Annotated in this window: 34 protein-coding genes; 16 read left to right on the plus strand and 18 right to left on the minus strand. The window is 66.5% G+C overall.

The features are described 5' to 3' along the window. Nucleotides 1-107: 107 nt before the first annotated feature. Nucleotides 108-1,139, plus strand: a complete 1,032-nt coding sequence (locus tag EBS11_RS00160; protein WP_290599582.1) for an AraC family transcriptional regulator — start codon at nt 108-110, stop codon at nt 1,137-1,139. Here EBS11_RS00160 and EBS11_RS00165 read toward each other — a convergent pair. From EBS11_RS00165 to EBS11_RS00190, 6 genes are all read right to left on the minus strand, one after another. Continuing rightward, the gene (locus EBS11_RS00165) at nt 1,136-2,236 is read right to left on the minus strand and encodes a porin (RefSeq protein ID WP_290599583.1); all 1,101 of its coding nucleotides are present in this window, start codon (nt 2,234-2,236) and stop codon (nt 1,136-1,138) included. The genes EBS11_RS00160 and EBS11_RS00165 overlap by 4 nt on opposite strands. Nucleotides 2,237-2,267: 31 nt before the next feature. Further along, the gene (gene maiA / locus EBS11_RS00170; protein ID WP_290599584.1) at nt 2,268-2,912 is read right to left on the minus strand and encodes a maleylacetoacetate isomerase; all 645 of its coding nucleotides are present in this window, start codon (nt 2,910-2,912) and stop codon (nt 2,268-2,270) included. Then, a complete protein-coding gene (locus tag EBS11_RS00175) occupies nt 2,909-4,264 on the minus strand; it encodes an aromatic acid/H+ symport family MFS transporter (RefSeq protein WP_290599585.1) in 1,356 nt (451 codons plus the stop codon). Before EBS11_RS00175 ends, maiA begins: the two co-directional genes overlap by 4 nt. 67 nt (nt 4,265-4,331) lie before the next feature. Further along, nucleotides 4,332-5,039, minus strand: coding sequence for a fumarylacetoacetate hydrolase family protein (locus tag EBS11_RS00180; protein ID WP_290599586.1), 708 nt, complete (start codon nt 5,037-5,039; stop codon nt 4,332-4,334). A gap of 21 nt (nt 5,040-5,060) precedes the next feature. Beyond that, nucleotides 5,061-6,113, minus strand: coding sequence for a gentisate 1,2-dioxygenase (gtdA, locus tag EBS11_RS00185; RefSeq protein ID WP_290599587.1), 1,053 nt, complete (start codon nt 6,111-6,113; stop codon nt 5,061-5,063). After that, nucleotides 6,110-7,324: a 3-hydroxybenzoate 6-monooxygenase gene (locus EBS11_RS00190; protein ID WP_290599588.1), complete on the minus strand. Its 1,215-nt coding sequence runs from the start codon at nt 7,322-7,324 to the stop codon at nt 6,110-6,112. Before EBS11_RS00190 ends, gtdA begins: the two co-directional genes overlap by 4 nt. Before the next feature lie 152 nt (nt 7,325-7,476). On the opposite strand from EBS11_RS00190, the gene EBS11_RS00195 reads away from it, so the two are divergent. Further along, nucleotides 7,477-8,397 carry a LysR family transcriptional regulator gene (locus EBS11_RS00195; RefSeq protein WP_290599590.1) on the plus strand — a complete coding sequence of 307 codons (921 nt, stop codon included), beginning with the start codon at nt 7,477-7,479 and terminating at the stop codon, nt 8,395-8,397. A gap of 45 nt (nt 8,398-8,442) precedes the next feature. Continuing rightward, complete coding sequence (locus tag EBS11_RS00200) at nt 8,443-8,895, plus strand: GNAT family N-acetyltransferase (protein ID WP_290599595.1); 453 nt, start codon at nt 8,443-8,445, stop codon at nt 8,893-8,895. Here EBS11_RS00200 and EBS11_RS00205 read toward each other — a convergent pair. Further along, nucleotides 8,892-9,287: a helix-turn-helix domain-containing protein gene (locus EBS11_RS00205; protein WP_290599832.1), complete on the minus strand. Its 396-nt coding sequence runs from the start codon at nt 9,285-9,287 to the stop codon at nt 8,892-8,894. The two genes, EBS11_RS00200 and EBS11_RS00205, sit on opposite strands and share 4 nt — an antisense overlap. Before the next feature lie 162 nt (nt 9,288-9,449). Between EBS11_RS00205 and EBS11_RS00210 the strand changes: the two genes are divergently transcribed. From EBS11_RS00210 to EBS11_RS00225, 4 genes are all read left to right on the plus strand, one after another. Continuing rightward, the gene (locus tag EBS11_RS00210) at nt 9,450-10,022 is read left to right on the plus strand and encodes an NAD(P)H-dependent oxidoreductase (protein WP_290599596.1); all 573 of its coding nucleotides are present in this window, start codon (nt 9,450-9,452) and stop codon (nt 10,020-10,022) included. A 122-nt stretch (nt 10,023-10,144) separates the two neighbouring features. Next, a complete protein-coding gene (locus tag EBS11_RS00215) occupies nt 10,145-10,432 on the plus strand; it encodes a putative quinol monooxygenase (RefSeq protein WP_290599597.1) in 288 nt (95 codons plus the stop codon). Nucleotides 10,433-10,511: 79 nt separating this feature from the next. Continuing rightward, nucleotides 10,512-11,078, plus strand: coding sequence for a hypothetical protein (locus EBS11_RS00220; protein ID WP_290599598.1), 567 nt, complete (start codon nt 10,512-10,514; stop codon nt 11,076-11,078). 13 nt (nt 11,079-11,091) lie between these two features. Then, on the plus strand, nt 11,092-11,814 hold the full coding sequence (locus EBS11_RS00225; protein WP_290599599.1) for a hypothetical protein: 723 nt from the start codon (nt 11,092-11,094) through the stop codon (nt 11,812-11,814). A gap of 47 nt (nt 11,815-11,861) precedes the next feature. Here EBS11_RS00225 and EBS11_RS00230 read toward each other — a convergent pair whose 3' ends face one another. Both EBS11_RS00230 and EBS11_RS00235 read right to left on the minus strand, forming a co-directional pair. Continuing rightward, entirely contained in the window at nt 11,862-12,560 is a 699-nt protein-coding gene (locus tag EBS11_RS00230; protein ID WP_290599600.1) for a hypothetical protein, read from the minus strand. Between the two features lie 21 nt (nt 12,561-12,581). Continuing rightward, nucleotides 12,582-15,017 (minus strand): PBP1A family penicillin-binding protein, encoded by a 2,436-nt coding sequence (locus EBS11_RS00235; RefSeq protein ID WP_290599602.1) that lies wholly within the window; start codon nt 15,015-15,017, stop codon nt 12,582-12,584. Nucleotides 15,018-15,205: 188 nt separating this feature from the next. On the opposite strand from EBS11_RS00235, the gene EBS11_RS00240 reads away from it, so the two are divergent. Then, nucleotides 15,206-15,331: a hypothetical protein gene (locus EBS11_RS00240; RefSeq protein ID WP_290599603.1), complete on the plus strand. Its 126-nt coding sequence runs from the start codon at nt 15,206-15,208 to the stop codon at nt 15,329-15,331. On the opposite strand, the gene EBS11_RS00245 is transcribed toward EBS11_RS00240, so the two are convergent. Further along, nucleotides 15,328-15,723 (minus strand): hypothetical protein, encoded by a 396-nt coding sequence (locus tag EBS11_RS00245; RefSeq protein ID WP_290599604.1) that lies wholly within the window; start codon nt 15,721-15,723, stop codon nt 15,328-15,330. The genes EBS11_RS00240 and EBS11_RS00245 overlap by 4 nt on opposite strands. Further along, nucleotides 15,720-16,538: a class D beta-lactamase gene (gene blaOXA / locus EBS11_RS00250; protein WP_290599605.1), complete on the minus strand. Its 819-nt coding sequence runs from the start codon at nt 16,536-16,538 to the stop codon at nt 15,720-15,722. The genes EBS11_RS00245 and blaOXA overlap by 4 nt, the downstream gene beginning before the upstream one ends. Nucleotides 16,539-16,752: 214 nt before the next feature. On the opposite strand from blaOXA, the gene EBS11_RS00255 reads away from it, so the two are divergent. Continuing rightward, nucleotides 16,753-17,715: a hypothetical protein gene (locus EBS11_RS00255; RefSeq protein WP_290599607.1), complete on the plus strand. Its 963-nt coding sequence runs from the start codon at nt 16,753-16,755 to the stop codon at nt 17,713-17,715. Here EBS11_RS00255 and EBS11_RS00260 read toward each other — a convergent pair. Further along, complete coding sequence (locus EBS11_RS00260; RefSeq protein ID WP_290599609.1) at nt 17,712-17,882, minus strand: hypothetical protein; 171 nt, start codon at nt 17,880-17,882, stop codon at nt 17,712-17,714. The genes EBS11_RS00255 and EBS11_RS00260 overlap by 4 nt on opposite strands. A gap of 21 nt (nt 17,883-17,903) precedes the next feature. Next, nucleotides 17,904-18,812, minus strand: coding sequence for a GTP cyclohydrolase FolE2 (gene folE2, locus EBS11_RS00265; RefSeq protein ID WP_290599611.1), 909 nt, complete (start codon nt 18,810-18,812; stop codon nt 17,904-17,906). 164 nt (nt 18,813-18,976) lie between these two features. Between folE2 and EBS11_RS00270 the strand changes: the two genes are divergently transcribed. The 4 genes from EBS11_RS00270 (at nt 18,977) to EBS11_RS00285 (ending at nt 20,500) form a co-directional block, all read left to right on the plus strand. Beyond that, nucleotides 18,977-19,333, plus strand: a complete 357-nt coding sequence (locus EBS11_RS00270; protein ID WP_290599612.1) for a VOC family protein — start codon at nt 18,977-18,979, stop codon at nt 19,331-19,333. Nucleotides 19,334-19,403: 70 nt separating this feature from the next. Continuing rightward, nucleotides 19,404-19,733, plus strand: a complete 330-nt coding sequence (locus EBS11_RS00275; RefSeq protein WP_290599613.1) for a winged helix-turn-helix domain-containing protein — start codon at nt 19,404-19,406, stop codon at nt 19,731-19,733. Nucleotides 19,734-19,744: 11 nt separating this feature from the next. After that, nucleotides 19,745-20,002, plus strand: a complete 258-nt coding sequence (locus EBS11_RS00280; protein ID WP_290599614.1) for a hypothetical protein — start codon at nt 19,745-19,747, stop codon at nt 20,000-20,002. A 57-nt stretch (nt 20,003-20,059) separates the two neighbouring features. Next, nucleotides 20,060-20,500, plus strand: a complete 441-nt coding sequence (locus EBS11_RS00285) for a hypothetical protein (RefSeq protein WP_290599616.1) — start codon at nt 20,060-20,062, stop codon at nt 20,498-20,500. On the opposite strand, the gene alkB is transcribed toward EBS11_RS00285, so the two are convergent. Next, the gene (gene alkB, locus EBS11_RS00290; protein ID WP_290599617.1) at nt 20,497-21,159 is read right to left on the minus strand and encodes a DNA oxidative demethylase AlkB; all 663 of its coding nucleotides are present in this window, start codon (nt 21,157-21,159) and stop codon (nt 20,497-20,499) included. The two genes, EBS11_RS00285 and alkB, sit on opposite strands and share 4 nt — an antisense overlap. A 94-nt stretch (nt 21,160-21,253) precedes the next feature. Here alkB and EBS11_RS00295 point away from each other — a divergent pair, with 94 nt between their 5' ends. Beyond that, complete coding sequence (locus EBS11_RS00295; protein WP_290599618.1) at nt 21,254-21,736, plus strand: heme-degrading domain-containing protein; 483 nt, start codon at nt 21,254-21,256, stop codon at nt 21,734-21,736. Here the strand turns inward: EBS11_RS00295 and EBS11_RS00300 are convergent, their stop codons facing one another. Genes EBS11_RS00300 through EBS11_RS00310 form a run of 3 tightly spaced genes read right to left on the minus strand, consistent with a single transcriptional unit; the run spans nt 21,737 to nt 23,951 of the window. Next, a complete protein-coding gene (locus tag EBS11_RS00300; RefSeq protein WP_290599619.1) occupies nt 21,737-22,429 on the minus strand; it encodes an amino acid racemase in 693 nt (230 codons plus the stop codon). It abuts the gene before it with no gap. A 51-nt stretch (nt 22,430-22,480) separates the two neighbouring features. Beyond that, nucleotides 22,481-23,248, minus strand: coding sequence for an SDR family oxidoreductase (locus tag EBS11_RS00305; RefSeq protein ID WP_290599621.1), 768 nt, complete (start codon nt 23,246-23,248; stop codon nt 22,481-22,483). Then, complete coding sequence (locus EBS11_RS00310) at nt 23,223-23,951, minus strand: GntR family transcriptional regulator (RefSeq protein WP_290599623.1); 729 nt, start codon at nt 23,949-23,951, stop codon at nt 23,223-23,225. Before EBS11_RS00310 ends, EBS11_RS00305 begins: the two co-directional genes overlap by 26 nt. Nucleotides 23,952-24,091: 140 nt before the next feature. Here EBS11_RS00310 and EBS11_RS00315 point away from each other — a divergent pair, with 140 nt between their 5' ends. Then, nucleotides 24,092-24,538, plus strand: a complete 447-nt coding sequence (locus EBS11_RS00315; RefSeq protein ID WP_290599624.1) for a thioesterase family protein — start codon at nt 24,092-24,094, stop codon at nt 24,536-24,538. Here the strand turns inward: EBS11_RS00315 and EBS11_RS00320 are convergent. Then, nucleotides 24,535-25,218, minus strand: a complete 684-nt coding sequence (locus EBS11_RS00320) for a YoaK family protein (protein ID WP_290599625.1) — start codon at nt 25,216-25,218, stop codon at nt 24,535-24,537. The two genes, EBS11_RS00315 and EBS11_RS00320, sit on opposite strands and share 4 nt — an antisense overlap. 188 nt (nt 25,219-25,406) lie before the next feature. On the opposite strand from EBS11_RS00320, the gene EBS11_RS00325 reads away from it, so the two are divergent. Continuing rightward, on the plus strand, nt 25,407-26,771 hold the full coding sequence (locus EBS11_RS00325) for an amino acid permease (RefSeq protein WP_290599626.1): 1,365 nt from the start codon (nt 25,407-25,409) through the stop codon (nt 26,769-26,771). Nucleotides 26,772-26,976: the final 205 nt, after the last annotated feature.

Here is a 26,976-nt window from a genome sequence, read left to right on the forward strand (position 1 = left end):
GTTTTATACCGGCGAAAACAATTTTTGGTTAGGCGGCACGACAACCAACAATCTCCTACAAAGTGCTAATATTTGTGAAAAATTACTACAACAAGCAGGAGACACCCTTGCATAAACCCGACACGCGCACGGTCTCGAACCGGATCGCGCAGCAATGCGCGCGCGCCTTGCAGGCCGATGGCCACGATCCCGCCGACTTCTTCCGCCACACGGGCATCACGCCGGCGCAGCTGGACGAGCCGGGGGGCCGCATCAATGCCGAGCGGCACCGGCGCATGACGGCCTATGCCCAGCAGCTGCCGCCGCAGCGCGGCATCCTCGACCTCGACGTGACGCAGTGGTTCGCGCATTTTTCCGGCGTCGCCCACGTCTGCTTCAACCGCCCCACCCTGCGCAGCGCCCTGCACGAGCTGCTGCACCTGCGCGGGCTGATCGGCGAATTCGACTTCATGCTGATGAGCGAGAGCGGCACGCGCATCGAGATCGAATACCTGTCCGAATTCTGTCCGGCCGGTGGCGCCATGCAGGCGCTGGCCAATTTCCGCATGCTGTCGCTGGTGGCGCGCGCCTACGATACGGGCGCGCCCACGGCTTTCCGCGCGCATTTCCGCGGCAAGGCGCCGTGGTTCGCGTCCGCCATCTCGGAATGCTTCGGCGCCAGCGCCAGCTACGGGCAGGCGCGCAATACGCTGGTGTTCGATGCGCCCGACCTGGACCGGCCCTTCGCGCAGTTCAATCCCACGCTGGCGCCGCACGCGCTGCGGCACGCGCAGGGGCAATTACAGCAGCTGCAGGGCGCGCAGCTGTTTTCCGCCCGCGTGGAGCAGGCCATCATCGACCTGCTGGGGCGGCAGGCGGACGCCGACGGCGCCTCGCTGCTGCCGGCCCTGTGCGACGGCCTGGCGATGAACCGCTGGACCCTGCAGCGCCAGCTGCAGCAGGAGCGCACCTCGTTCCGTGCGCTGGAGCTGCGCGCCAAGAGCCGCGAATCGCGCCGCCTGCTGCGCGACACCACCTTGAGCGTGGCGGAAATCGGCGAGCGCCTGGGCTTTTCCTCGCAGAGCGCGTTTACCCGCTTCTTCAGGACCCAGTTCGAGCTGCCGCCCGCGCGCTACCGCCACGACATGCAGGGCAATTAAAAGAAGTGGCGCACGCCCGCCATCACCCCATTCTGCGTGCGTCCCGCGCCCACCGTGCCGCCCGCGTCCAGCGCCACGGCGGCCGCGCCGCCGTTGTCCATGCGGCCGATGGCGCCGTAGATGGCCGTGCGCTTCGACAGGTGATAGGTCAGGCGCGCGGTGGCCAGGGTGGTGTCGTTCGGGCTGTCCTTCACGGCCAGCCGGGCGGCCTGGCCGTCGAGCACCAGCGCCGGTGCCAGCGGATACGCGGCGCCCAGATACAGCAGCTGCGAGGCTACGGGCCCCGTGGCGGCGCGGATGCTGCGGTCGATGATGCCGCCACCGATTTTCAGCTGGCCGGCCATGGCGTAGGCGCTGGCAATCACGCGGCGGTCGAAGTGGCGGCTCGACGTGAGTCCGTTGGCGGCGCCCGCGTTGCCGTACATGATGTCGTATGAGGCCGTGGCGCCGTAGCGGCCCGTGTCGTAGCCCAGCAAGGCGGTGATCTGGCGGCAAGCCTTCGCATTGCCCGCCACTTCGCCCGCGCAGCCCGTGGCGGCCGGACCGCCCGCCGCCGAGGCATCGCGCCCCGGACTGTAGGTGGCGCCCACCGTCACATCGGAAAACGTGCCCAGGTAGCCGATGGCGTTGTCGCTGCGCGCATTCGGCAGGTACAGGTCAAGGCTGCTGATGGAAAACAGGGCCGGCCCCATGATGTCGGACTTCTGCGTGGCCCAGAACGACATGTTCATCTGCCGGCCCAGCATCACGCTGCCGTAGCGCCCCTTCAGCCCCACCCACGACTGGCGGCCGAACAGGCGACCGCCCTGCCCCGCGATGCCCGTATCGACGCCGAAGCCCGATTCCAGCGCAAAGATGGCTTGCAGGCCGCCGCCCAGGTCTTCCACGCCCTTGAAGCCCAGGCGCGAGGGCAAGGAACCCGTGAGGGTCGGCACCTTGGCCAGGCTGTCGCCGGCCGCATTGACATTCGTCGTGTAGGCCACGGAGCTGTCGAGCACTCCGTACACGGTGACGCTGCTCTGCGCCTGGGCGCTGGTGCACGCGCCGTGGGCGCACGCCCCCAGCAGCGCCACGGTGATGGCGTTGATCTTTCTCATGCTTGTCTCCTGATGCTGGTTTTTAGTTTTTTTACTCTGCGTCCGGCTGCGCATCGGGGTGCGCCTGCTGAAACGCGGGCAGCGCCTCGCACTGCGCCACGATGCGGCAGATCGTCGGGTACGCGGCCAGGTCGCACTGGAAGCGCCGCGCGTTGTACACCTGCGGCACCAGGCAGCAGTCGGCCAGGGTGGGCGTATCGCCATGGCAGAACAGGCCCGTGTGCGGGCTGCGCGCCAGTTCCGCCTCCAGCGCGGCCAGGCCCAGGTGCGTCCAGTGCCGGTACCAGGCGTTCTTCTGCTCCTGCGACAGGGCCAGGGGTCCCGTCAGGTAGTTCAGGACGCGCAGGTTGTTGAGCGGATGGATGTCGCAGGCGCACACCATGGCCAGCTGGCGCACACGGGCGCGTCCCAGCGCGTCCTGCGGCAGCAGGGCCATGCCGGGCCGCGTCTCGTCCAGGTATTCGATGATGGCCAGCGACTGCGTCAGCACGGCGCCGCCCGTTTCCAGTACGGGCAGCAGCTGCTGCGGGTTCAGGCTGGAAAAATCGGGCGTGAACTGCTCGCCGCCATGGCGGCTCAGGTGCACATAGGCCGTGTCGGCACGCAGGTTTTTCAGGTTCAGCGCGATGCGCACGCGGTAGGATGCGGAGCTGCGGTAATAGCCATGCAGTTTCATACGGTACTTTCAGTCAGGGTGGCGGGAACGGCGCTGGCCGCGCCGCGGGCGCGCATCAGGCGCCCCATGGCCAGCAAGGCCAGGGACGCCAGCACGGCGGGGATGGCCAGCAGGAAGAAGATGGTTTCGTTATCGAGCTTCAGGGTCAGCATCAGGCCGCCGGCCATGGAACCGAGCACGGAGCCGCTGCGGCCCACGGCGGCGGCCCAGCTGACGCCCGTGGCGCGGCTGGAGGTGGGATAGAAGGCGGCCGCCAGCGCATTGGCGCCCACTTGCGAGCCGCTCACGCCAAAGCCCACGCCGAAGACGGCCAGCACCAGCAAGGCCAGGTTGCTGCCCGACAGGGCCACGACGACGATGCAGCCGGCGGCGGCCAGGTAGGCGATGCTCAGCACCTTATGGGGGCTGTGGCGGTCCATCCAGCGGCCCAGCAGAATCGCCCCCACCGTGCCGCCCACCTGGAACATCATCGTCACCAGCGAAGCGTTCGACAGGGACAGGCCATTGCCGTTAAGCAAAGTCGGCATCCAGCTCGACAGCAGATAGATGATCAGCAGGCTCATGAAAAAAGTGGACCACAGCAGCAAGGTGCCGCCGATCACGCCGGGGCGGAACAGTTCCGCCATCGGCGAGCCGGCCAGTTTCTTGTCGCTCACGACGAGGCGCGGCAGGCTGTCCAGGGTGGGCGCGATGCGGCGCATGATCTTCTGGCTGCCGTCGCGTCCCTTGAGCACGAGCCAGCGCAGCGATTCGGGCAGCGCCAGCAGCAGCACGGGCACCAGCAGCAGCGGCAAGGCGCCGCCCAGCATCAGCACGCCGCGCCAGCCGATCAGGTGCAGCAGCTGCGCCGAGGCCAGGCCACCCAGCGCGGAACCGATGGTAAAGCCGCAGAACATCAGGGTCACGAGGCCGGAACGGCGCTGCTGCGGGCAGTATTCGGACGTCATGGTGACGGACGTGGGCATGGCGCCGCCCAGGCCCAGCCCCGTCAGGAAGCGCAGCACCAGCAGCATGGTCAAATCCGTCGACCAGGCCGACAGCAGGCTGGCCGCGCCAAAGAAGGCGACCGAAACGATCAGCACGGGCCGGCGGCCGTAGCGGTCCGCCAGGGGGCCGAACAAGAAGGAGCCTGCCATCAGGCCAAACAGGCCCGCGCCGAACAGGGGCGCCAGCGCGGCGGGCGTCAGGCTCCATTCGGCGCGGATGGCGGGCGCGATGAAGCCGATCGAGGCCGTGTCGAAGCCGTCGATGGCGACGATCAGGAAGCACAGCCAGAGGATCAGCTTCTGGTAGCGGGAAAACGGGTGTTGGTCGAGGAAATGCTGGACGTCGGTACTGGCGTGGGTGGGCATGCTGGTGTCTCCATTGTTATTGTTCGCTGGGGCTGCGCGGTCTGTGCCGCGCTGGCCCCGTGGTTTTTTACTTGACGGCGACCGTGATCGGCGTCAGGCCGGCGATGCGCGCGTCCATCGTCTGGCCGGGCGTGACGGCGCCCACGCCTTCGGGCGTGCCCGTCATGATGATGTCGCCCGGCTGCAGCTCGAACAGGGTCGACAGGTTGGCGATGACTTCATTGACGGACCAGATCAGGTGCGCCAGGTCGCTCGTCTGCACGACCTTGCCGTCGACTTCCAGCACGATGGCGCCCGTGGTGATTTCGCCGCTGCTGGCGATGGGCGTGAGCGCGCCGATGGGCGCCGAATAGTCGAAGGCCTTGCCGATTTCCCATGGGCGGCCCTGCTCGCGCATGCGCATCTGCAGGTCGCGCCGCGTCATGTCCAGGCCCACGCCGTAGCCGAAGATGTGCGACGCCGCGTCTTCCAGGGCGATATTGCTGCCGCCCTTGCCGATGGCGACCACCAGTTCGATTTCATGGTGGTAGTTCGACGTCTGCGCCGGATACGGCACCGTCGCCGCCACGCCGGGGAGCACGGGGACGACGGACTTGTCGTCATTCGGCTTGCAAAAGAAGAAAGGCGGCTCGCGCTCCGGGTCGAAACCCATTTCGCGCGCATGGGCGGCGTAGTTGCGGCCCACGCAGTAGATGCGGCGCACGGGGAACTGCGCGTCCGTGCCGAGGATGGGCAGGCCGGCGATGGCCTGGGGGGCGAAAATGAAGGTCGTCATGGTGAAATCCTGTGTGAAAAATCAATCGGTCAAAAACTGCTCGCGCAGCACGCCCATGGCTTGCTGCACGGGGCGGTCGGAAAAACTGAACAGCACGACGTCGTCCTGCGGGCAATCGAAGGAAACAGCCGCCCACGACGGCACGACGAAGGTGTCGCGCGGCGCGAAGTCAAACACCTGCCCGCCGATCGTCGCCGTGCCGTGGCCTTCGACGACGCTGTAGACGGTGCCGTCCGTGCTGCGCGCGCGCTTGCCCTTGAAACCCCTGGGCAGCAGCTGCAGGAAGGTGGCCATGGTGGGCATGGGCGCGCCGCCCGTCAGCGGGTTCACGTAGCGCAGCTTGTAGCCGTGCCAGTCGTCGATGGCGTCCGTGCGCGACAGCAGGTCCAGCGCCTCGCGCGAGCGGGCATACGGGTAGTTGAAGATGGGCGAGGTGGCGCCCTCGTGCAGCTGCTTCACGGGCGCCATGTTGTAGCCGTAGCGGGCAAAGCTCTGGCCTTCCGGGCGGCTGACGCTCTGGCTGTCCTGCGTATCGTTTTCCGCGAAGCCGGAGTCGAAATAGCGCAGCATGGGGATGTCGAGGCCGTCGAGCCACACGACAGGCTCGCAGACGCCGTCGACGCCCAGGTTGCCGTGGTCATGCCAGGTCCACGACGGCGTGATGATGAAGTCGCCCGGGTGCATGGTGGTGCGCTCGCCCGCCACCGTCGTGTAGGCGCCCTGCCCTTCGATCACGAAGCGCAGCGCGGACTGGCTGTGGCGGTGCGACGGCGCCACTTCGCCGGGCAAGATCAGCTGCAATCCCGCATACAGCGATTGCGTGATGGAGGAGCGGCCCGGCAAGGCCGGGTTTTCCAGCACGAGGACGCGGCGCACGGCTTCGTGGGCCGTGATGACTTCGCCGGCGCGCGCCAGCTGCGGCGCGATGTCGGCATAGCGCCACAGGGCCGCCGCGTACGGCGCCGTCGGATGGGGCGGCACCAGCGCGTGCAGGGATTGCCACAGCGGCGACAGGTGCATGCCGCTCAATGCGTGGTACAGGGCTTCGCGTTCGGGGGTTTGCTGGGAAGTCATGCTGCGTCTTTCAGGGAGGTTGCCAGGCAGGTTTGCGCCGTCCAGCCATACAGCCAGGCCAGCGCCTCGTAGAATTGTGCGGGCGTGCGGCCGCGCCACAGGTCGTTGCGCACCAGGCGTTCGACGCCCCGGGCGTGATACAGGCGCCCCATTTCACGGGCCGACAGCACGACGCGGGCCGTGCGGGCGATGCGCGAGGCCTGGTACAGCTGGAAGGCGGCCGCCATGTCGAAGTCGCAGGCGCGCACGGCCTCGCCCAGGGTCACGGCGTCTTCCAGCGCCATGCAGGCGCCCTGCGCCAGGTATTGCAGCATCGGGTGGGCCGAGTCGCCCAGCAGGGTCATGCGCCGCGTGCTCCAGTTGGCGACGGGATCGCGGTCGGCCGTGCTCCAGCGGCGCCAGCTCGTGGGCTTGTGCAGCAGCTGGCGCGGCTGCGCGTCGATGCCGTCGAAGTAGGACAGCACTTCTTCCTTGCTGCCGTCCGTGACGTTCCACTGCTCCTGTTCGCGGCTGTGGAAGGTCACCACCAGGTTGTATTGTTCGCCATTGCGCAGCGGGTAGTGCACGAGGTGGCAGTTCGGCCCGGCCCAGACGACGGGCGCGTTCCAGCGCAGGTCGGCCGGCATGTCGGCCGCCGGCACGACGGCGCGGTAGACCACGTGGCCGGACACGCGGACCTTGTCGCCGACGATGCGCTCGCGGATCACGGACTTGACGCCGTCGCAGCCGATCAGCGCGTCGGCGCGGAAGCTGCGCCCCGCCGCATCCAGCACGGTGACGCCCGTCTCGTCTTCCGCGACATCCGTCACGTGCGACGAGGTGACAAAGGTGATCAGGGGCGAGGTGCGCACGGCGTCGAGGATGGCGCCATGGATGTCGGCCCGGTGGATGACGGCATAGGGATTGCCGAAGCGCTGGCGGAAGGCCGCGTCGACGACGAAGGTGCCCACTTCGGCGGCGTCGACGGCGTCCATCATGACCAGGCGTTCCGTGAACACGGCGCGGGCCCGGGTGCGTTCGCCCACGCCCAGCGCATCGAGCGCGGCGAAGGCGTTGGGCGCCAGCTGGATGCCGGCGCCGATTTCGCCCAGGGTGGCGGCCTGTTCCAGCACGGTGACGGCCATGCCGAGGCGCGACAGGGACAGGGCGGCGGCCATGCCGCCGATGCCGCCGCCGACGATCAAGACCGACGGTTTGTGGGTAGTTTCCATTTCTCTCCTCCAATTGATCTGTGTGCTTGTGCGAAGCACGTTGGCGTGCTCCTGGTATGCAGGCAGTGTGCCGACAGCTCAATATTTGGTAAAGCGATGGAATACAATAGCCACAATCACGTTTTTAAATAATGCTGGAAAGGCTGACCCCCATGTCCCGCTTCGATATCGAACTGCTGTTCATCTTTGACGAGATCTACAAGAGCCGCAACGTGACGCGCGCGGCGGAAAACCTGGGCTTGCCGCAGTCGACGGTGAGCATCGGCCTGGGCAAGCTGCGCACGCATTTCGGCGACCGCCTGTTCGCGCGCACCTCGAAAGGCATGGAGCCGACGCCGCGCGCGCAGAATGCCGTGCAGGACGTGCGCGCTGCCATTGCCGCCTGGCAGCACGCGCTGGCCGACCAGCCCGTGTTCGACCCGGCCGCCAGCACGCGCGAATTTGCCATCTGCATGACGGACATCAGCGAAGTCGTGCTGCTGCCCACCCTGCTCAACCACCTGCAGCAGATCGGCCCCGGCATCACCCTGGACGTGTCGAAGATCGCCACGGACACGCCCGGGCGCCTGGAAGGGGGCGAAGTGGACCTGGCCGTGGGCTTCATGCCGCACCTGGAATCGGGGTTTTATCAGCAGAAACTGTTCGACCAGCATTTTGTCTGCCTGGTGGCGCGCGCGCACCCGCGCATCCGCGACACGATTACGGTGGAACAATTCCTGCAGGAGGGACATATCGAAGTGAAAAGCTCGGGCACGGGCCACTCCATCGTGGAAAAGGTGCTGGCGGCGGCCGGCGTGCAGCGGCGCATCGTGCTGAAATTGCCCAGCTTCCTGGGCGTGTCGCGCATCGTCGCCGAAACCGAGTACATCGTCACGGTACCGTACCGCTACGCGCTGCAGATGCAGGACCACGAAGCGTTCCGCATCCTGCCCCTGCCGGTGCAGCTGCCCAGCTTTTCAGTCAAGCAGCACTGGCACGAGCGCTACCACGAGGATGCGTCGAACCGCTGGCTGCGCCAGACGATGGCGCAGCTGTTTGGCGCCGGCGACGGTGCGGCATTGCCTGTTGCGTAACTTTTCCGCATACTGCCGCGCCTTGCCATTTACATATTTTCAACCATGCCCATCAGCCTGCGCGCCGTCACCGCCGACAATTTCGACCTCATCAGCGAATTGCCCCTGCTGCCGGCGCAGCGCGACTATCTGGCCAGCAACGACTATTCCATCGCGCAGGCGAGCTTTTACCCCGCCACCATGCATACGCGCGCCGTGTATGCCGATGAGGAGGTCACCGGCTTCCTGATGTTCGTCTCGCCCGACGCGGACGACCCGCCCGGCCACTACCGGATCTGGCGCTTCATGATCGATCACCGGCGCCAGGGACAGGGCCACGGCCGCGCCGCCCTCGCCCTGGCGCTGGCGGACATCCGCGCCCGCCCCGATGCGCGCAGCATCGCAATCTGCTACAAGCCCGGTAATGCAAACGCGAAACAGTTCTATGCCAGCATGGGTTTCGTGGAAACCGGCATGGATGCCGACGGCTGCGACATGCTGGCCGTCATCGACATTTAATCGTCCGCGGCGAGCTGCGTCCCTGCCCTGGCATCAAACGCCAGCCGCGCCGCATCGATGGCGTCGCGGTGACCGTACGCCCAGGCGCCCAGCGCGCTGATGGGGGGCAACAAGGAACGCCCCAGGTCCGTCAGCGCGTAGTCGACGCGCGGCGGCACGGTGGGGAAAACGGTGCGCGTCACCAGCCCGTCGCGCTCGAGGCCGCGCAGGGTCAGGGTGAGCATGCGCTGCGAAATGCCGCCGATCAGACGGCGCATCTCGTTGAAGCGCTTGGTGCCATTGCCCAGCAGCATCACCACCATCACGCTCCATTTGTCGCCCACGCGCGTGAGGATGTCCGTGATGGGGCGGCACGAGTCCGCCACACCCGCATGGCCGCCATGGTCGCGCATGCGCCGTTCCAGCTCCGCACTGCGCGCCGCCACCTCGTCCATGGTTACCTCCGTGTGCCCCAGTGTGGAAAAAGTGCCTTCTTGTGCGTTCATTTGATAGTCACTATATTTACCTCGGTAACAAAAGCATACCACCCGATCATACCACCCAAGAAGGCTATCATGAACATCCTGCACATCGATTCGAGCATCCTCGGCGAGCATTCCATCAGCCGCCAGCTGTCCGCCGCCATCGCGGCCCGCCTGCAGACGGCCGCGCCTGGCGCCACGGTCCACTACCGCGACCTGGCCGCCCAGCCCCTGCCGCAATTCACGGCCGCCCCCGGCGCCGACGACGCTGCGGCGCTGGCTGCCGCCCTGGAACAGGTGCTGGCCGCCGACGTCATCGTCATCGGCGCGCCCATGTACAACTTCGCCATCCCCAGCCAGCTCAAATCGTGGCTGGACGCGCTGGCCGTGCCGGGCAAGACGTTCCAGTATGGCGCCAATGGCCCGGAAGGCTTGCTGGGCGCCAAGCGCGTGATCATCGCCTCGACGCGCGGCGGCTATTACGGCGCCGACACGCCGATGGCCGCGCTGGAACACCAGGAAAGCCATCTGCGCAGCTTCCTCGGCTTCCTCGGCATCACCGAGCTCGAGATCGTGCGCGCCGAAGGCGTCAAGGTCAGCGACGACGCCCGGGCGCAAGCCTTGAGCGCCGCATTCGCCCAGATCGGGGCGCTGCAGGCCGCGTAATCGGCAGGGAAGTTTTCTGGCTGCGGCGCAAACGGTTGCGGCGCAGCCGGACTGTGGGTGGCAGGCAAGAAAGGTCAGGATGCGCTAAGCTGCTTGCGCCCCACCACTACACAAGGACCACCATGACCCTGATCGTCGTCGCCACCATCGATGCCCAACCTCAACATGTCGACGCCGTGCGCGCCGCCCTGGAAGCCGTCGTGCCGCCCAGCCGCGCGGAAAGTGCCTGCCTGCGCTACGAACTGCATGTCGACAACAAGATCCCCACCCGCTTCATCATGCTGGAAGAGTGGGCCGACACGGCCGCCTTGAGGGCGCATGAAGCGACGCCCCACTTCCTGACCCTGGTGGCCGCCACGGATGGCAAGGTGGCCAGGATCGACGTGGCGGAATTGAGCAAGCTGAAGTAAGCGCAGGCGGCCCGTTCAAACGCGCGGCCATCTTGGCAAGTTGCCATCTATAATGTGGCAACTTTTCTTTATGGCAATCATGACAACCTTTTCCCGGATACGCGGCGCCGCACTGGCAGCCGCCTTGACCCTGTGCGGCAGCGCTTCGGCGCAGCCCCCCATGCCCAACCTCGTGGGCGAATATAATCTGCTCTCGTCGACGACCGTGCCGCCCAGCACCTGGGGCTATTCCAAGGCCCGTGTGTCGATCAAGCAACTCGACGACCATCACCTGCTGATCCTGCTTGCCTGCGAGTGGAGACGCGAGCCGAAGGCCGTCTGCGGCGACTATTTCTATGCCCAGTGGCGCGACGAGGGCCTGTACCTGCAGGACATGAACACCTTCGCCATGCGCCTGTACTTCGATCCCGCCTCGCGCAAGCTCACCATCATTTCGCGCGGCGCCGACGCCAGGCAGAGCGTGCGCCACGAAGTGTTCGGTCCCACGAGCGCGCCGCTGGCCGACACCGCCCTCGTGCGGCGCATGAAGCGCGAGCAGTCGAACGCGGACAGCAAGGAAAACCGGCGCGTGTTCGGCCCCTACACGAAGTGGGACTACCAGGAAAACCGCATCGAATTCCAGCGCCAGGATACGGGCAAACCGTGACGCGCCAGCTGCCATGCCATCGCTGATCCCTGCCCTGCCGTTCCGGCGCCGGCTGCTGCGCCTTGCCGGTGCCCTGCTGTGCTCGCCCACGCTGGCCCGCGCGGCCGGCGGCCCCCTGCCCGCCGCCGTGCGCCGGCGCATCCTGACGACCCTCGACGCGCCGCCCCCCAAGGTGCTGAACGTGCACCACCTGGCCCTGCTACGGCAGTTCCGGATCGGCTGGTCGCCCGTGGAAAGCGGCGCGCCCATGCTCAACCCGGCCCAGCCGCTGGGCCCGGGCGACACCCTGGCGCTGGCCATGCAGGCCATTGCCGGCAAGGATGCGCCCCTGGCCGCGCAGCGCCTGATGGAAGCGGCGTTGCTGCTGCCCCATTTCGTGCAGATGGCAAATCTGAAACCGGGCAGCTATGCCAACGGCAAGGCGCCGTTCACGTTTACCACCCGCCACCTGCAACTGCTGCGCCAGCAGTCGTGGCTGTCGCTGGAGATGCTGGGCATGGGCAGCGCCGAGGATTATCTGGCCGAAGGCTGTTGGCCCACCCCGGCCGTGGATGGCAAGCGGCCGTATGGCAATTTTACGAATTACACCGTGGAAATGGCACAGGCGCTGGGCCTGCCCCTGCACCGCCAGGCCGACGGCAGCCTCGTCGTCACACCCGCGCTGCGCATGGAACTGGAAGCGCTGCACCAACAGACCATGCCCGCGCTGCAGGTATTCGTGCGCCAGGCGGGCTGATGCGCAATACACCCTAAATCCGAGACTGGAACGGGCGGCGGCACGGCTTACTGGCTGCACGCATCGAGTCCCCTGTTCAAGAAGCTCAACACGCTGTCGGCCCTTTTGATCAGGCGGGCCATTTCAGTCCAGCTGACCACCGCGCCGCCGGATTTTATTCGTCGATGGTGCCCGCTTTCCACTGTACTGATAGTGATCCCAGGGACTTCGCAAAGCAAGAGGCGCGCTGGCACCCCGCCTCTTACCAGGCTCAGCCACTCACCACCAAATTGTCTCCCGGCATCTGCATCAAATGCCAGGGCGTCCGCCTGCAGGGAAACATAATATCCCTCTGGAAATTTACACTTCAAGCGCTTGCTTTCCTCAAAAGGCAAGGCCACGTTCAGGGACGCAAAGAGGTCCCTGGCCTGGCGCTCGCTTCGATGCTCCAGGAATACCAGGTACTTGAGACCCGCTTGGAGAGGATAAATCTCCACTGGCAGGAAAAACCGCACATCGCCGTCCCGGCTGCCCTTCAATGCCTGCACGACTTTTGCCCGGTAGACAATGCCACAGGGTTTCCCATCAGCAGCATCCTCCTGCGGCACCACCGTCGCGGACACGACCGTCACCTGCGCCACCAGGGAAGAATGCTCGACGACTTGAGGTAGCGCAATATAGCCCATTGGCGAGCCGACCTGGATCAATTCTTCCGCAGAGGAATCAAGCGCGCAACACAGCATCAACGCCAGCAGTTTTTTAAGCACGGAATGGCCCCTTGGATCCTTTTAACCCTGCGGCGCCGGCTGCGGCGCGGGTGCGGGCACCGGCTCCGGCACCGCCTTGCCGTGCGCTTCCTGCCCGCCCTCGCCTTCGGGCGGCATGGCCAGCGGCGCGGGCGGCGCGCCTTCGGGCAGCAGATCGCCCGGCTCTTCCACGGGTTCATCCTGCGGCGCCTCGACGGGCTCCACGTGGCGCAGCGGCGGTGGCGGCTTGCCGCCGGGGAAAATGGCATCGCGCGCGATCTTGCCCGTGTCCAGCGCCGTCTTGAAGAAGTCGCCCACCACCAGCACGGCATTGTGGCCGCCCTGGCCCCAGTAATTGCTGCGCATGGTGACGCGCGCGTCGTTGAAGCCCACCCAGGCGCCGCCCACCAGTTCCGGGTGCATCAAAATAAACCAGCCGTCCGCATTGTTTTGCGTCGTGCCGCTCTTGCCGGCCACGTCGGAGCGGATGCCGAAGCGGCTGCGGATGGCCGTGCCCGTGCCGCGGTCGATGACGCCGCGCATCATGTCCGTCAGAGTGGCCGCCGATGCGGCCTGCATGGCGCGCTTGGGTTTGTCGTCGCCGAAACGGGCGATGGTCTTGCCTTCGCGGTCAGTGATGTGCGTGACGACGAAGGGCAGGCGCGCCTCGCCCTGCGCCGCGATGCTGGCGTAGGCGTTGACCATTTCCAGCAGGGTCACGGGGCTGGTGCCCAGCGCCAGCGACGGCACTTTTTCCAGCTTGCTGTCGCGGATGCCCAGCGCGCGGGCCAGCTTGATGATCGGCGGCAAGCCCACGTCCTGCATCACCTGCGCCGTGATGGTGTTCTTTGAATACACGAGGCCGTCGCGCATGGTCATGTCGCGCCCCGTCGTGCCGCTCATGTCCGTCGGCCGCCATTTGGTGCCGTCGGCCGCCTTGATATCCATCACGGCATCGCGGTAGACGTGGTCGGGACTGAGGCCCTTTTCCAGCGCCGCGCCGTACACGATAGGCTTGAAGGTGGAGCCGGGCTGGCGCGCCGCCTGCGACACGTGGTCGAATTGCTCGCGCGCAAAGTCGCGGCTGCCCACCCAGGCGCGCACGGCGCCCGTGGCCGGGTCCATGGCCGCGAAGCCCGCCTCCAGACGCGTCTTCGACTTGCGCAGGGCCGCCATGAAGGCGCGGTCGCCCTTCAGCTGCGCCAGCGCCTCGTCCGGCGTGCCGCCGGCCGCCGTCAGCTTGCGGTAGTCGGCCGACTCGCGCACGAAGGCGTCCAGCAGGGCCGGATGCGATTTCCAGAAGTAATCAAATGCGACGCTGCCGGCCTGCATGCCCGCGTACATGCCCGTCGAGGTGGACGACGGCACGCCGGCGCGGCTCCATTCCACGTCGGCGATGGCCTGCAAGGCATTCGCCTGGCGTTCGACGGCGCGCTCGGCCGCCTGCTGCAGGTCGTGGTCCAGCGTCGTGTGCACCACCAGGCCGTCGCGCTCCAGGTTGTAATCGTTCTCGTCGGCCCAGTCGATCAGCCACTTGCGCACATAGGCCGTGAAGTGGCTGTCGGACTGCACCCGTTCGCTCTGGCGCTCGAAATGCAGGCGCAGCGGGCGCTTGATCAGCTGCCGGTAGCGCGCCTCGTCGATGACGTCATGCTTGCGCATCTGGCCCAGCACCACATTGCGCCGCTGCAAGGAACGTTCGGGATTGCCCACCGGATTGTAGTAATTCGTGCCCTTCAGCATGCCGACCAGGGTGGCGCTTTCCAGAATGTCGAGGCGCGACGCGGGCTTGTCGAAATACGTGCGGGCCGCCATCTCGATGCCGTAGGTGTTGTACAGGAAAGGCACCGTGTTCAGGTAGGCTTCCAGGATTTCCGTCTTGCTGTAGGTGGCTTCGATCTTCAGCGCTGTGATGAGTTCCTTCAGCTTGCGGTTCAGGTTGCGCGAGCGGCCAATTTCCTCGGGGAACATGTTGCGCGCCAGCTGCTGCGTGATGGTGGAACCGCCCTGGGCGTTGCCCTGCAGGCTGTGCACGATGGCGCCTGCCGTGCGCGTGAAATCGATGCCGTGGTGCTCATAGAAACGGTGGTCTTCCGTCGCGATCAGGGCGCTGATCACGTTGGGCGAAATCTGCTGCAGGGTGACGCGCTCCTGCAAGCCCTGGTCGAAGCGCACCAGCTCCTTGCCGTCGGCGCTGACCATGGTGCTGGGCGCGGCGGCCCGCGCCTGGCGCAGGTCGTGGATGCTGGGCGTCAGGGGAATCAGCAGCAGCATGTAGGCCAGCACCAGCGCCAGCAGGGCCAGCAGCGCCCACAGGCCCAGCACGAGCGCGCGCCGCACGGGCGGCAGGGTCATCAAATAAGCGTGGCCGCGCCGGGACAGCGCCACCGCCCTGCTCCACGCCACGCCCGCCACGCGCAGGGCATGCGTGCGCGCCCTTGCCAATACCTGCCGTGCCTTTTCCTGAAACTGCTCCATGCCTGATGCCATGCCTGTAACCTTGTCTGATGCCGGATGATCCGTTTCAGCAAGTATATAGGGCGGGCAATGTGGCTGGCTGGAAATTAGTAACGTAGTTCCTCGGGGAAAAGTACATTATTGCCTCAAAAGAAACAATCGCGTATGCTGTCACGCATGCCGTCCCACCGTCCACCGTGTGAAATGCCATGCCGCCCCTGTCCGAACGCCAGCAATACCGCGCCCTCCTGCTTGCCGCCAGCGCCTATGCCCTATTCTGCATCGGCATACGGCTCGGCTATCAATTCATCCATGGCCTCTTGCTGCAAGGCTAGGCGATGCCGGCATCGAGCCGCGCCAGGGTGACGCCCACATAGGCGCCCACGCAGCGCTCGTCGCGCGTGCGGAAGGCATCTTCCACCCGCAGCAGGCCGCAGTCGCAGACGACGGGATCGACGCTGACGACGACGCCCAGCGCCAGGTAGCGCCAGCCATCGAGCCGGCGCAAGCCTTTTTCCGCACCGGGATTGGCGCCGAAGATGGCGTCCCAGTCGTCGCTCTCGCCGGGCAGGGGCCGCAGTTCGGCCTGGAACTGCGTGCCGGCGGCCATCTGCGCGCCGCCGAACTCGTCCATCACGTGCAGGCGCTGGCCGTCCACCTCGATGACAGCTTCCAGGTATTCACCATCGGTGGCGATGAAAGTGGCCGTGACGGCTGGCTGGCTCACTTCTGCGCCTGCTCCAGCAGCGCCGGCAGTTCCTTCAGCATGGCCTCGCGCGTGCGCAGGCCCGCCGATTGCGCTCCCTTCTGTTCATCCTGCACGAGGCGCGCGAAGACGATCGTGCGCTCGCCCTTGCTGGCCCAGCCCACGAACCAGCCGTAGCCATGCGCCTCGTCGAAGCTGCCGTCCGCCTTGCGCGGGAAGGCGGCGCCCGTCTTGCCATGCACTTGCCAGCCGCCCACGTCCGCCAGGCGCGTCAGGCGGCGCGTCTGCTCCATTGCCTGCTTGCTGACAGGCAATTGGTCGTTGACGAGCTTGCGCAGGAAGCCCAGCTGCTCCAGCGGCGAAATCTTCAGCGAGGAGCTGATCCAGGAACGCTCCAGGCTGTTGTCCTTGCCCTTGTCGCCCGAGACATCCGCATTGCCATACCCCAGGGCCCGCGTGTACTTCTGGAAACGCTCGGCGCCCAGCGCCTGCGTGATCTGCTGCGAATACCAGACGACGGAATACTGCATCCAGCGCGACGGGTCCGTATCCTGGCGCCAGGCCTCGCCGCCCCAGTCCACATAGCCCTGGCGGAACGGCAGCCGGGGCTTGTGCTCATCCTTGAGGAAGCCGGCATCGTAGCCCATCAGGCTCAGGGCGATCTTGAAGGTGGAGGCAGGCGTCACGCGGTCGATGCAGTTGCCTTCCTGCAGCAGGACGGTGCCGGCCCTGGCATCGGCCATGGCGGTGCAGATGGTGGCGGCCTGGGCAGGGGCAGTGCCCAGGAAGGCGGACAGTGCCGCCAGAGAAATCAGTCGCAGATGTGGAATAGGCATGGGTTCTCATCTATAAAGTCGGTCGCCAGGCCTGGACGCGGCGCGCGGCGCCATGCCCGGCATGCCCGGGCGCCAGAGTGGAATCGCAAGAATTATAAGCGCTTGCGGCAGCGAAAAAACACCCGTGCGCAAGATATGGCAGGAGAGGTCCGCCAGGATGCTAAAAATGAAATATATACTATGCAATAATTTTCATTATTGATAATATCGGACCATGAAAATCACCATTTGCGCCCTGCTGCTATCGCTGGCAAGCGCCTCGGCTTGCGCCGCCGGCTATGCCGTGCCATCCGACTCGGTCGCCCAACGCGCCCACCCGCGTTCGCCCTACCACATGCGGGAAAATGGCAATCGCCACCTTAACATAAGCCTCACGGGCATCGAGCAGGAAAGCATGGAGCTGGTACTGATCGGCACCATCGACGTGAACATGGCGCAGGCCGTCAAGGAACTTACCGGGCGCTTTCCCATACGGGCCGTCGTCGTCGACTCCTATGGCGGCAATATCGACAGCGCCATGGACATCGCCGCCATCCTGCGCGCGAAGAAGCTGGACTTGATCGTCGACGGGCGCTGCCTGTCCGCCTGCGCCAACTACCTGTTTCCCGCCGCCGCGCGCAAGACCGTGCTGCCCGGCTCCGTCGTCGGCATCCACAACATCCGCGTCACCTACCAGGAAAAGGGCGCCGTCGCTCTGGTGCCGGCCACCGATGCGGCCCGGCTGTTTCAAAGCAGGGGCGACATGAACAGCCTCGAACAATTTGAGCGCACGCAGCGCCGCGAACAGGCGTTTTACCGCGACATGGGCATACAGCAGGACAATTACCAGGCCTACCTGCGCTACCTGGCCAACCGCAAGGCCAATTTCGGCACAGAAACGATTGCGCGCAAGGAGGGCACGCACGACGGCTGCCCGCCCGTCGAGATGTGGGCCCTGGACCGTGCGCAGCTCGAAGCGATGGGCGTGCAAGGCATCGGCGAATTCTGGTTTCCCGCCACCGACGTGGAAAAACAGGAACTGGCGCTCGACCTGGCTTTTTCACCCACCTTTCTGTACTACGGCAGCGCCACAGGCATGGCGCAGCTGTGCAGCGCGCCTCCTGGCGCATGGTCAAGGCTGGCACGGCGTTTCAAGGAGGCGTACGCTGGCTTGCGGGGGCACGGCCAGGCGCGCTAAGGCCGGATGGTCGGCACTGGCGGCGGGCGGTCATGCTTCAGGCGCTCTTCCTCCAGTTCGTCCATCCCCAGCTTTTCCTCATCGATCAGCGCATGCTCGCGCCGTTCGCGCTCCAGTTCCTGCTCCAGGGTGCCATCCATGGCGTCCTGCTCGATTTTCTCCGGCATGCCGTTCTCCTCCAGGAATGATTAAAAGACGCCGGCCTGCGCCACGGCGTCGTGCGGATGCAGGCTTTCCATATGCCGCACGGAAACGCCAGCCTGCGCGTAATGTGGCGCCAGCGCCGCCTGCACGCGGCGGGCCGCATCTTCCACGTACATCAGGTTAGCACCATTGAGGCGCGCGAAGGCCTGTTCGTCGGCGCGTTTCACGGCCGCCTGCAGCGGCGTGGCCAGCGCCGCTTCGACCAGGTCGATGAGGGGAAACAGGTCCAGCTCCGCTGTGCCATCGAGAGACAGGGTGATGCTGGCCGTGCTGCGCTGGCTGTGCGGCGTGGCCAGGCTGGCGTGCTCGCGCAGCCAGTCGCGGGCGGCCGCGCCATCGATGCCGCCCGTGCCAAAGCGCGCCGCAAAGCCGTCGGCCAGCAGTTGCCGCGCCAGCGCCGCCGAACACGGACAGGTCGACGAATAGCCGACCTCCACGGCCAGGGTCATGGCCAGGCCACGCGGCGAGAGCGTGGCCTGCAGGCGCACGGGATACGATTTCCAGCCTGCCAGGCCGGCCGTCAGCAACGCCGGCTGGCGCCGCAGCACGGCAAAGGCCAGCGCGATGCGCGCCCGCGTGCTGGCGCAATCGGCGTGGCTGTCCACCATGCGCCGCAGCAGCGCCGCCAGCTCGCCCGCATCGAGGGGCCCGGCGGCGGCAAACGCATCGAGCAGCCGGTACAGGCGCGACATGTGGATGCCCTTCACTCGCGGGTCGGGCAAGTCCACGTGCACGTCCGCCCAGGCATGGACCTGCTGCGCCTGGCCACCCTCTTCCAGCCACAAAGGCAACGCGATGCCCTGCATGCCCACCCATTCCAGTGGCAGGAGACTGCCGGCATTGCCGCTGCTGGCGACATCGGGCAAGGGCGCTGCGTGCTCATCGCGTTTCATGAGAATTCATCCCGTATATGCAAATTAATTGCATATGATGCAGGCATTCCCCGCCATTTGCAAGATGGTTGCATGTGAAATGACGGACACCGTGCGCACCCGCACGGAAAATGCCTGTGTCATGGCGCTATCTTGACGTTCGCCCTCGATCAAGGAGATGCATCATGCCCATCCTGAACGCCATCGCCAGCCTCGCCGTGCGCGACTTGCACGCGGCAAGCGCCTGGTATGCCAGCCTGCTGGACAGGGAAGCCGACAGCCGGCCCCTGCCGGAAGTTGCCGAATGGAAATTTTACCGGGGCGGCGGGCTGCAGCTGTACCAGCAGCCCGAGCGCGCCGGCGGCGGCTCCGTCACCCTGGCCGTCGACGATATCGGCCTGCTGGCCACGCATCTGCAGCAGCTGAACGTGGCGCACGGCGCGCTGATGCAGACGGCGCAGGTGCACACCATCATGCTCACCGACCCGGACGGCAACCATCTCGCCTTCGCCCAGGCAGGGCCGCACGCGACGGCACCCTAGGCCCCGCGCCTGCCGCAACGCGGCGCATATTTCGCTTGACTCGCTGTCATGTGTCAGATAATGTTGACACATGACAGATTCAAACACACCACCGACCGGAGACCGCCTGCTGGCCATGCTGGCGGCGCTCGACAACCCGCACCGGCTGCGCATCGTCGCCGCGCTGGCGACGGGCGGACGCAACTACATCAGCCAGCTGGCGCGCGACCTGGGCATCAGCCGTCCGTTGCTGCACCTGCACCTGCAAAAGCTGGAAAACGCGGGCCTGGTCAGCAGCCAGCTGGAACTGTCGCACGACGGCAAGGCCCTCAATTACTTTGAAGCCCGCCCGTTTCAACTGCTGCTGACGCCGGCCAGCATCGCCACGGCCGCGTCGTCGCTTACCCCCAACCCTGAATAACCGAGGCCATCATGACTGAAAATGCATTTTTCGCGGCGTTCTTCTTTAGCTGCACCGCCGCCGTCCTCATCTTCGCCTTCAAATATGCTTCCGGCGTGGCGCAAGCCCGCGCGCGGCTGGCGCAGGACGGCGCCTACCAGGAACTGGCCCAGTCCATGGCGGCTGCGCAGGCGGAAACGGCGGCCGCGCTGGCGGCGCTGGGCGCGTCCGTGGCGCAGATCGAGGCCCGCCTGGGCAGCCTGGAAAAGATACTCAAGGAAGTCGAGTAAGCGGGAAATCCCGCAACGTCAGCCGTCCATCCCCCATCACGCCAAGGAGCGAACACCATGAACACCGTATCGACCGCCCGCCTGTATGCGCTACGCGCCATGTATCTGCTGGTCGTCCTGGGCCTCGGCAGCGTGCTGTGGCCCGGCATCGTCCAGCCGCACGCGCCGTGGGAGCTGGCGCGCGGCACCGTCAACTGCATGCTGGCCGCGTTCTCGCTGCTATGTCTGCTGGGCTTGCGCTACCCGCTGCAGATGCTGCCCGTGCTGCTGTGGGAAGCGCTGTGGAAGACCATCTGGCTGCTGCTCGTGCCGCTGCCGCAATGGCTCAATGGCAGCCTCGATGCCGCCACCGCGGCCACCGCCTTCGAATGCGCGTTCGTCGTGCTGGTGTACCTGGCCATCCCGTGGCGCCATGTGTATGCGCATTACGTGGCTGGGCCGGCAACGCCCTGGCGCGCGCAGCGGGCGCAGGCGGAACCTGAGGCGCCTGCGGCCTAACCGGCCTTGCGAAAGGTCAGATTGATGCGCTGCGCGCCCAGCCGCGCGTGTTCGCCCTCCTTCAATGGCGCCACGCCGTGAAAGCGCAGCCGGTCCGCGCCGCCCCACACCACCACGTCGCCATGCAGCAGGACGATGCGTTCCGCCCGGTCGGCCCGCCCGGCGCCGCCAAACAGGAAGGTGGCGGGCAGCCCCAGCGAGACGGAAACGATGGGCGCGTTGAAATCGCACTCGTCGCGGTCCTGGTGCAGGGTCATGCGCGCACCGGGCGCATAGCGGTTGACGAGGCAGGCGTCGGGCGTGAAGTCGGGATAGCCGGCCGCCAGCGCCGCCTGCTGCGCCAGGCGCAGGAAAACGGGCGGCATGGCGGGCCAGGCCAGGCCGCTGGCGGGGTCGCGCCGCGCATAGCGGTAGCCGCGCCCGTCCGTGATCCAGCCCAGGGTGCCGCAATTGCTCATGGCGACCGACATGCGCAGGCCGCCCGGCGTGGCCATGTGACGCAGGGGCGCCGCCTGCACGATGGCGTCCAGCGCCGCCAGCACGGCGTCGACGTGGGGCAGCGCAAAGCCGCGCAGCAGCCACGACGCGCGCGTGCCCGGCACGAGCGGCACGGGCGCGGCCGGGACTTGCTCTTCATCGGCAAACAGGGACAGGTTCATGCCGCCTATTGTAGGCCCGGCGCGCAAAAAGCGCGCGCGGCCGCGCCAGGGTGCGCTACAGTAGCGCTTCCAGCCACTCTTGCCTACTTTCACGATGGATCATTACGCCGATTTGCTGCACACCCTGGCGCAGCAGGAAGAAACCCTGCAGTTCAAGCGCTTCGACAACGATGATGCGCTCGCCGTGGGCATGTGGATCGTCGAGGACGTGCGCCGGCGCGGCAAGGCCGTCACCGTCAACATCACGCGCAACGGCCAGGTCCTGTTCCACCACGCCATGACGGGCGCCACGGCCGACCAGGCGGACTGGATACGCCGCAAGAACAACACGGTGCAGCGCTTCTGCCGCAGTTCCTACTACATGGGCATCTCGTACAAGAGCCGCGGCAGCACCTTCGAGGACGTGAAATACCTCGACGACGTCGAGTACGCGGGCCATGGCGGCGCCTTTCCCCTGCTGATACGCGGCGTGGGGCTGGTCGGCACCGTCACCGTCTCGGGCCTGGCGCAGGCGGACGACCATGCGCTGGTGGTGGCCGCGCTGCAGGCACGGCTCGATACTCAACTCAACAAATAGTCAGGCGGCCAGCGCCCGGCGCAGGGCCGCGCGCGCCAGCAAGCGCGTGGAATCGAGAGTCGGCAGCGGCGAATTGGCGTCGCTGATGATCAGCGGGATTTCCGTGCAGCCGAGGATGACGGCGTCGCAGCCCTGCCCCCGCAAGCCGGCGAGGATGGCCTGGAAGCGCGCCACGCTGCCCGGTTTGACCACGCCCGGCACCAGCTCTTCCATGATGATGCGGTTGATCTCGCCGCGCTCGTCCTCGCCCGGCCGCACGCAATCGATGCCGCGCGCGGCCAGCATGTCCGGATACACGGCGCTGTCGACCAGCCATCGCGTGCCCGTCAGGCCCACGCGGCGGAAACCGCGCGCCGCCGCTTCGGCGGCGACGACATCGGCGATATGCAGCCACGGCAGCGGCGAACGGGGCACCATCAGCGCAAATGCCTGGTGGATGGTGTTGTCGGGGCAGATCAGGAAGTCGGCGCCGGCGGCGGCCAGCTTGTGCGCCGACGCCAGCATCAGCTCCGCCACGCCGGCCAGGTCGCCCGCATTCAGGCACGCCACATAGCGCACCAGCGGCGGCGTGTGCAGCGTCACTTCCGGATGTTCATACGCGCCCAGCGCATGCGCGCCCTCTTCGCAGATGGTGCGGTAGCACAGGGCCGCGCCTTCGGCGGAGCAGCCGACGATGCCGATATGTCGAGTCATGCGATCTTCCTTTTCATGCGGTCTTCCTTTTCATGCGGTCTTCCTTTTCAATCAAATGCGCTGGCCGCCGTCGATGGGGATTTCCGCGCCCGTGATGTACGAGGCGCGCTCGCTGCATAAGAACTCCACCAGGTCCGCCACCTCGGCCGTCGTGCCCAGGCGGCGCAGGGGGATTTGCGTGTCGACGATGTGCGAGGTGCCGGGCGACAGGATGGCCGTGTCGATCTCGCCCGGCGCGATGGCATTCACGCGCACGTTCATGGGCGCCATGTCGTTGGCCATTTCGCGCGTCAGCGAGGCCAGGGCCGCCTTCGAGCTGGCATAGGCGGAACCGGCAAACGGGTGCACGCGGTAGCCGGCGATGGAGCACAGGTTCACGACGGCGCCGTGCGCGTTCGACAGTTCCTGCGCAAAGCCGCGCGTGAGCGCCAGCGGCGCAAAGAAATTCGTGTTGTACATGGCTTGCCATGTCTGCAGGTCGGTGGTCAGCGAATTGACGCGCGCCCCGCCCGGCCCCTTCGGCGACACGCCCGCGTTGTTCACCAGCGCGTGCAGCTTGCCGTCGCCCAGCATGGGCCGCAGGGTATCGACCATCTGCCCGATCTGGCTCAGGTCCGACAGGTCCATGCAGAAGTGCGTGTTGTGCTCCTGGCTGCGGGGGCAGCCGCCCGGTATCGGGCTGCGCGAGACGGTGATGACGCGCCAGCCCAGGCTGCGGAAGCGCTCGGCGACGGCGTGGCCGATGCCGCGGCTGGCGCCCGTGACGATGGCGGTTTTGCGTTCAGTGCCCGGTTCAGTCTTGTGCGGATGATGCGTCATGTTCTTCCTTGTCCTGTTGCGTTGCGCCGGCGTGGATGCGCTCCTGGCGCATGACATGCGCCAGCATCTGCGCGCCGCCGTCGAGAATGTCCTGTTCGATGGCCTGCCGCGCGGCCGCGCCATCGCGCTGGCGCAGCGCAGCGATGATGGCGTGGTGGTGGCCCACCCGCATGTCCGGCGAAAAGGCGGCATAGCCGGCGGCGATCAGGGGCGCCGTCTGCATCCACAGGTGGTCGACGAAGCGTTTTAACGTGGGCATGCCGGCCGCCTGCGCCAGGCCCAGGTGAAACGCCTGGTTGCATTGCAGGGCCGCCGCCAGGTCGTGCCGGGCGATGGCCTCTTCATTTGCCAGCAGCAGGCGTTCCAGGTCGGCCAGGCTGGCGTCGTCGATGCGCCGCGCCGCCTCGAACGCGCCCAGGCCTTCCAGCTCCAGGCGCAGGGCGCGGATTTCCAGGTAGCGCGCCACGCTCAGCACGGGCACGCGGAAGTCGCGCGGCGAGCGCAGCACCAGCGCCTCTTCCTGCACCAGCTGCAGCATGGCGTCGCGCACGGGCGTGACGCTGGTCCCCAGCTGCAGCGCCAGTTCGCGGATGCGCAGGCGGTCGTTGGGCTGGAAGCGCCCGGCCGCCAGCGCCTCGCGCAAGGTGGCATACACGGACTTGCCCAGGTTGACGTGCGACAGATTGTCCAGTTGGTGCGTCATGGCCGATGCCTGCGTGGTGTCTTTCAAAGATGATGCATCATACATCAGGAAGAAAAATGCTGCCGCGCCTGGCGTGCGCGCCGCGCAGGAAATGCCGCCGGCACGTACAATCCGCCCGGACAGCATCGAAAGGAACGCACTTGAACTGGGATTATCCGCACGCCTGCACCCTGCCCGTCACGCCCTCGGCGGACGATATCGACGGCTTGCAGCACACCAACAATGCCGTGTACGTGCGCTGGTGCGAGCACATCGCCTGGCACCATTCCGCCACCCTGGGGCTGGACCTGGACGACTACCGGCGCCTGGACCGGGCCATGGCGATCCGCCGCGGCGAGTACGACTACCTGCTGCCCACCCGGGCCGGCGAAGCGCTGACCCTGGCCACCTGGCTGTGCGCCAGCGACGGACGCTCCAGCATGGAGCGGCGCTTCCAGCTGGTGCGCGACAGCGACGGCGCCACCGTCGTGCGCGGCCGCTGGGAGTTGATCTGCATCGAATTGAGCAGCGGCCGCGCGCGCCGCCTGCCGCCCGAGTTCCTGGCCGTGTACGAACCGGCCATCGTCACGGCAAGCCGCGGCGGCTAGGCGGGCAGGCGCGCCGGTTCCAGCGCCATCAGCACCAGCAATATCGCCAGCGGCACGGCCAGCGCGGCAAAGCCCACGGCCAGGTAGGCAAAGGCGGCCAGGATGGCGCCCACGGCAAAGCCCAGCAGGGGCCAGAAGAATTTGACGCAGCGGTCGCGCGTGGCGCCGTCGGCCGCGCCGCGCAGCACGTCCACGCTGTCGATGACGATTTGCGTCACGTTGCCGGTCATCATGGAGGTCGGCGCCAGGTGCGCCAGCAGCAGCCGGCTGATGGCGCTGTGCGCGCCCATGCCGGCCGCGCCGAACAGGCCCGCCGTCATGGCCAGCGCGCCCGGCTCCGGCCCCAGCGGTTCGGCCAGCATGCCGCACACCATGAAGCCGAGCAGCAGCGCCATCTCCAGCAGCAGCGCCAGGCGCAGGGCCGGTCCGCCGCGGCGTTCGGCCGCCACGCTCAGCAGCCGCGCCGCCGCCACGCCGAGGATAAAGGCGGGAAAGGCCAGCAATTTCAGGGCGATGGACGCATGCGTGGCCTTCGCCAGCGCCGCGCCGATCAGCACGAAGTTGCCCGTCACGTGGGCCGTGAACAGGCCGAACAGGGCGACAAAGCCCAGGGTGTCGACATAGCCGGCCAAAAAGCCCAGGCTGATGCCCTGCATGCGGCTGCGCTGCGCAATATTCATATGCTCTCCTTGAAGTTGCCGCCATCATAGCAAGCGGGCGCCGCCGGCGGCAGGCGTTTTGCGCGCCGTTCGGCGAAGATGCGCGGCTTTTCTTGCGCCTCCGCAGTGCAACATGCATTTCGCTCCTGATTTGCCCGTGCATGCTTTAGAATCAGCGACCTCAGCCCCGTATAAACAGGATAAAACACATGACGGCAGTCGGGAATACCGAACCACAAGAGCTCAAGCGCGGCCTGAAAAGCCGCCACATCCAGCTCATCGCCCTGGGCGGCGCCATCGGCACCGGCCTGTTTCTGGGCATCACACAAACCATCAAGATGGCCGGCCCTTCCGTGCTGCTGGGCTACGGCATCGCCGGCGTCATCGCCTTCCTGATCATGCGCCAGCTGGGCGAAATGGTGGTCGACGAACCCGTCGCCGGCTCCTTCAGCTATTTTGCCGACAAGTACTGCGGCCATTTGCCCGGTTTCCTGTCGGGCTGGAATTACTGGGTGCTGTACGTGCTCGTCAGCATGGCCGAACTGACGGCCGTCGGCATCTACGTGCAGTACTGGTGGCCCGGCGTGCCCACGTGGGTCTCGGCGCTCATCTTCTTTTGCGCCATCAATGCCATCAGCTTGTTGAACGTCAAGGCGTTTGGCGAAATGGAATTCTGGTTCGCCATCATCAAGGTGGTGGCCATCATCGGCATGATCGTCTTCGGCGCCTACCTGCTCGCCTCCGGCGACGCGGGACCGCAGGCGTCCGTCGCCAACCTGTGGCAGCACGGCGGCTTCTTCCCGAACGGCTGGCAGGGACTGGTGATGGCCATGGCCGTCATCATGTTTTCCTTTGGCGGCCTGGAACTGGTGGGCATCACGGCAGCCGAGGCGGATGACCCGAGCACGACGATTCCGCGCGCCACCAACCAGGCCATCTACCGCATCCTGATCTTTTACATCGGCGCGCTGGGCATCCTGCTGTCGCTGTACCCGTGGCAGAACGTCGTCACCGGCGGCAGCCCCTTCGTGCTGATCTTCCATGCGCTCGACAGCAACCTGGTGGCCACGGCCCTGAACGTGGTGGTGCTGACGGCCGCCCTGTCCGTGTATAACAGCGGCGTGTACTGCAACACGCGCATGCTGTTCGGCCTGGCCAAGCAGGGCAACGCGCCGCGCGCGCTGCTGCACCTGAACCGCCGCGGCGTGCCGCTCGTGGCCCTGGGCGTGTCCGCGCTGGCCACCGGCGCCTGCGTGGTGGTGAATTACTTCATGCCGGGCGAAGCGTTCGAAGTGCTGATGGGCCTGGTGGTCTCGGCGCTGATCATCAACTGGGCCATGATCAGCTGGATCCACCTGCGCTTCCGCGCACAAAAGAAGGCCGAGGGCAAGACGACCCTGTTCCAGAGCCTGGGCTACCCGTTCACCAACTACCTGTGCCTGGTCTTCCTGGCCGGCATCCTGGTGATCATGTACCTGACGCCGGGCCTGCGCATCTCCGTCTACCTGATTCCCGTCTGGCTGGCTGCCCTGGGCATCGGCTACTGGATCAAGCAAAGCAAGGCGCAAGCCTGATCCGGCGCCAGCGCCCTTCCCTCCTTCTGTTCCCGCATGCTCCTGCCCTCGCCGGCAGGAACACCCCCCGTTCAGCGCCGCCGGCATCGGCTCGCGCTGAACGCGCTTTTCCTCCACGTTCCACCATGCCTCACCGGTCTGGTACGGCGCCAGCGCCAACGCCAGGTCGCGCAGCGGCGCATGCCCGCCCGGCGTGGCGCTATCG

The organism is Janthinobacterium sp. (assembly GCF_009923995.1).
Lineage (GTDB): Bacteria > Pseudomonadota > Gammaproteobacteria > Burkholderiales > Burkholderiaceae_D > Janthinobacterium.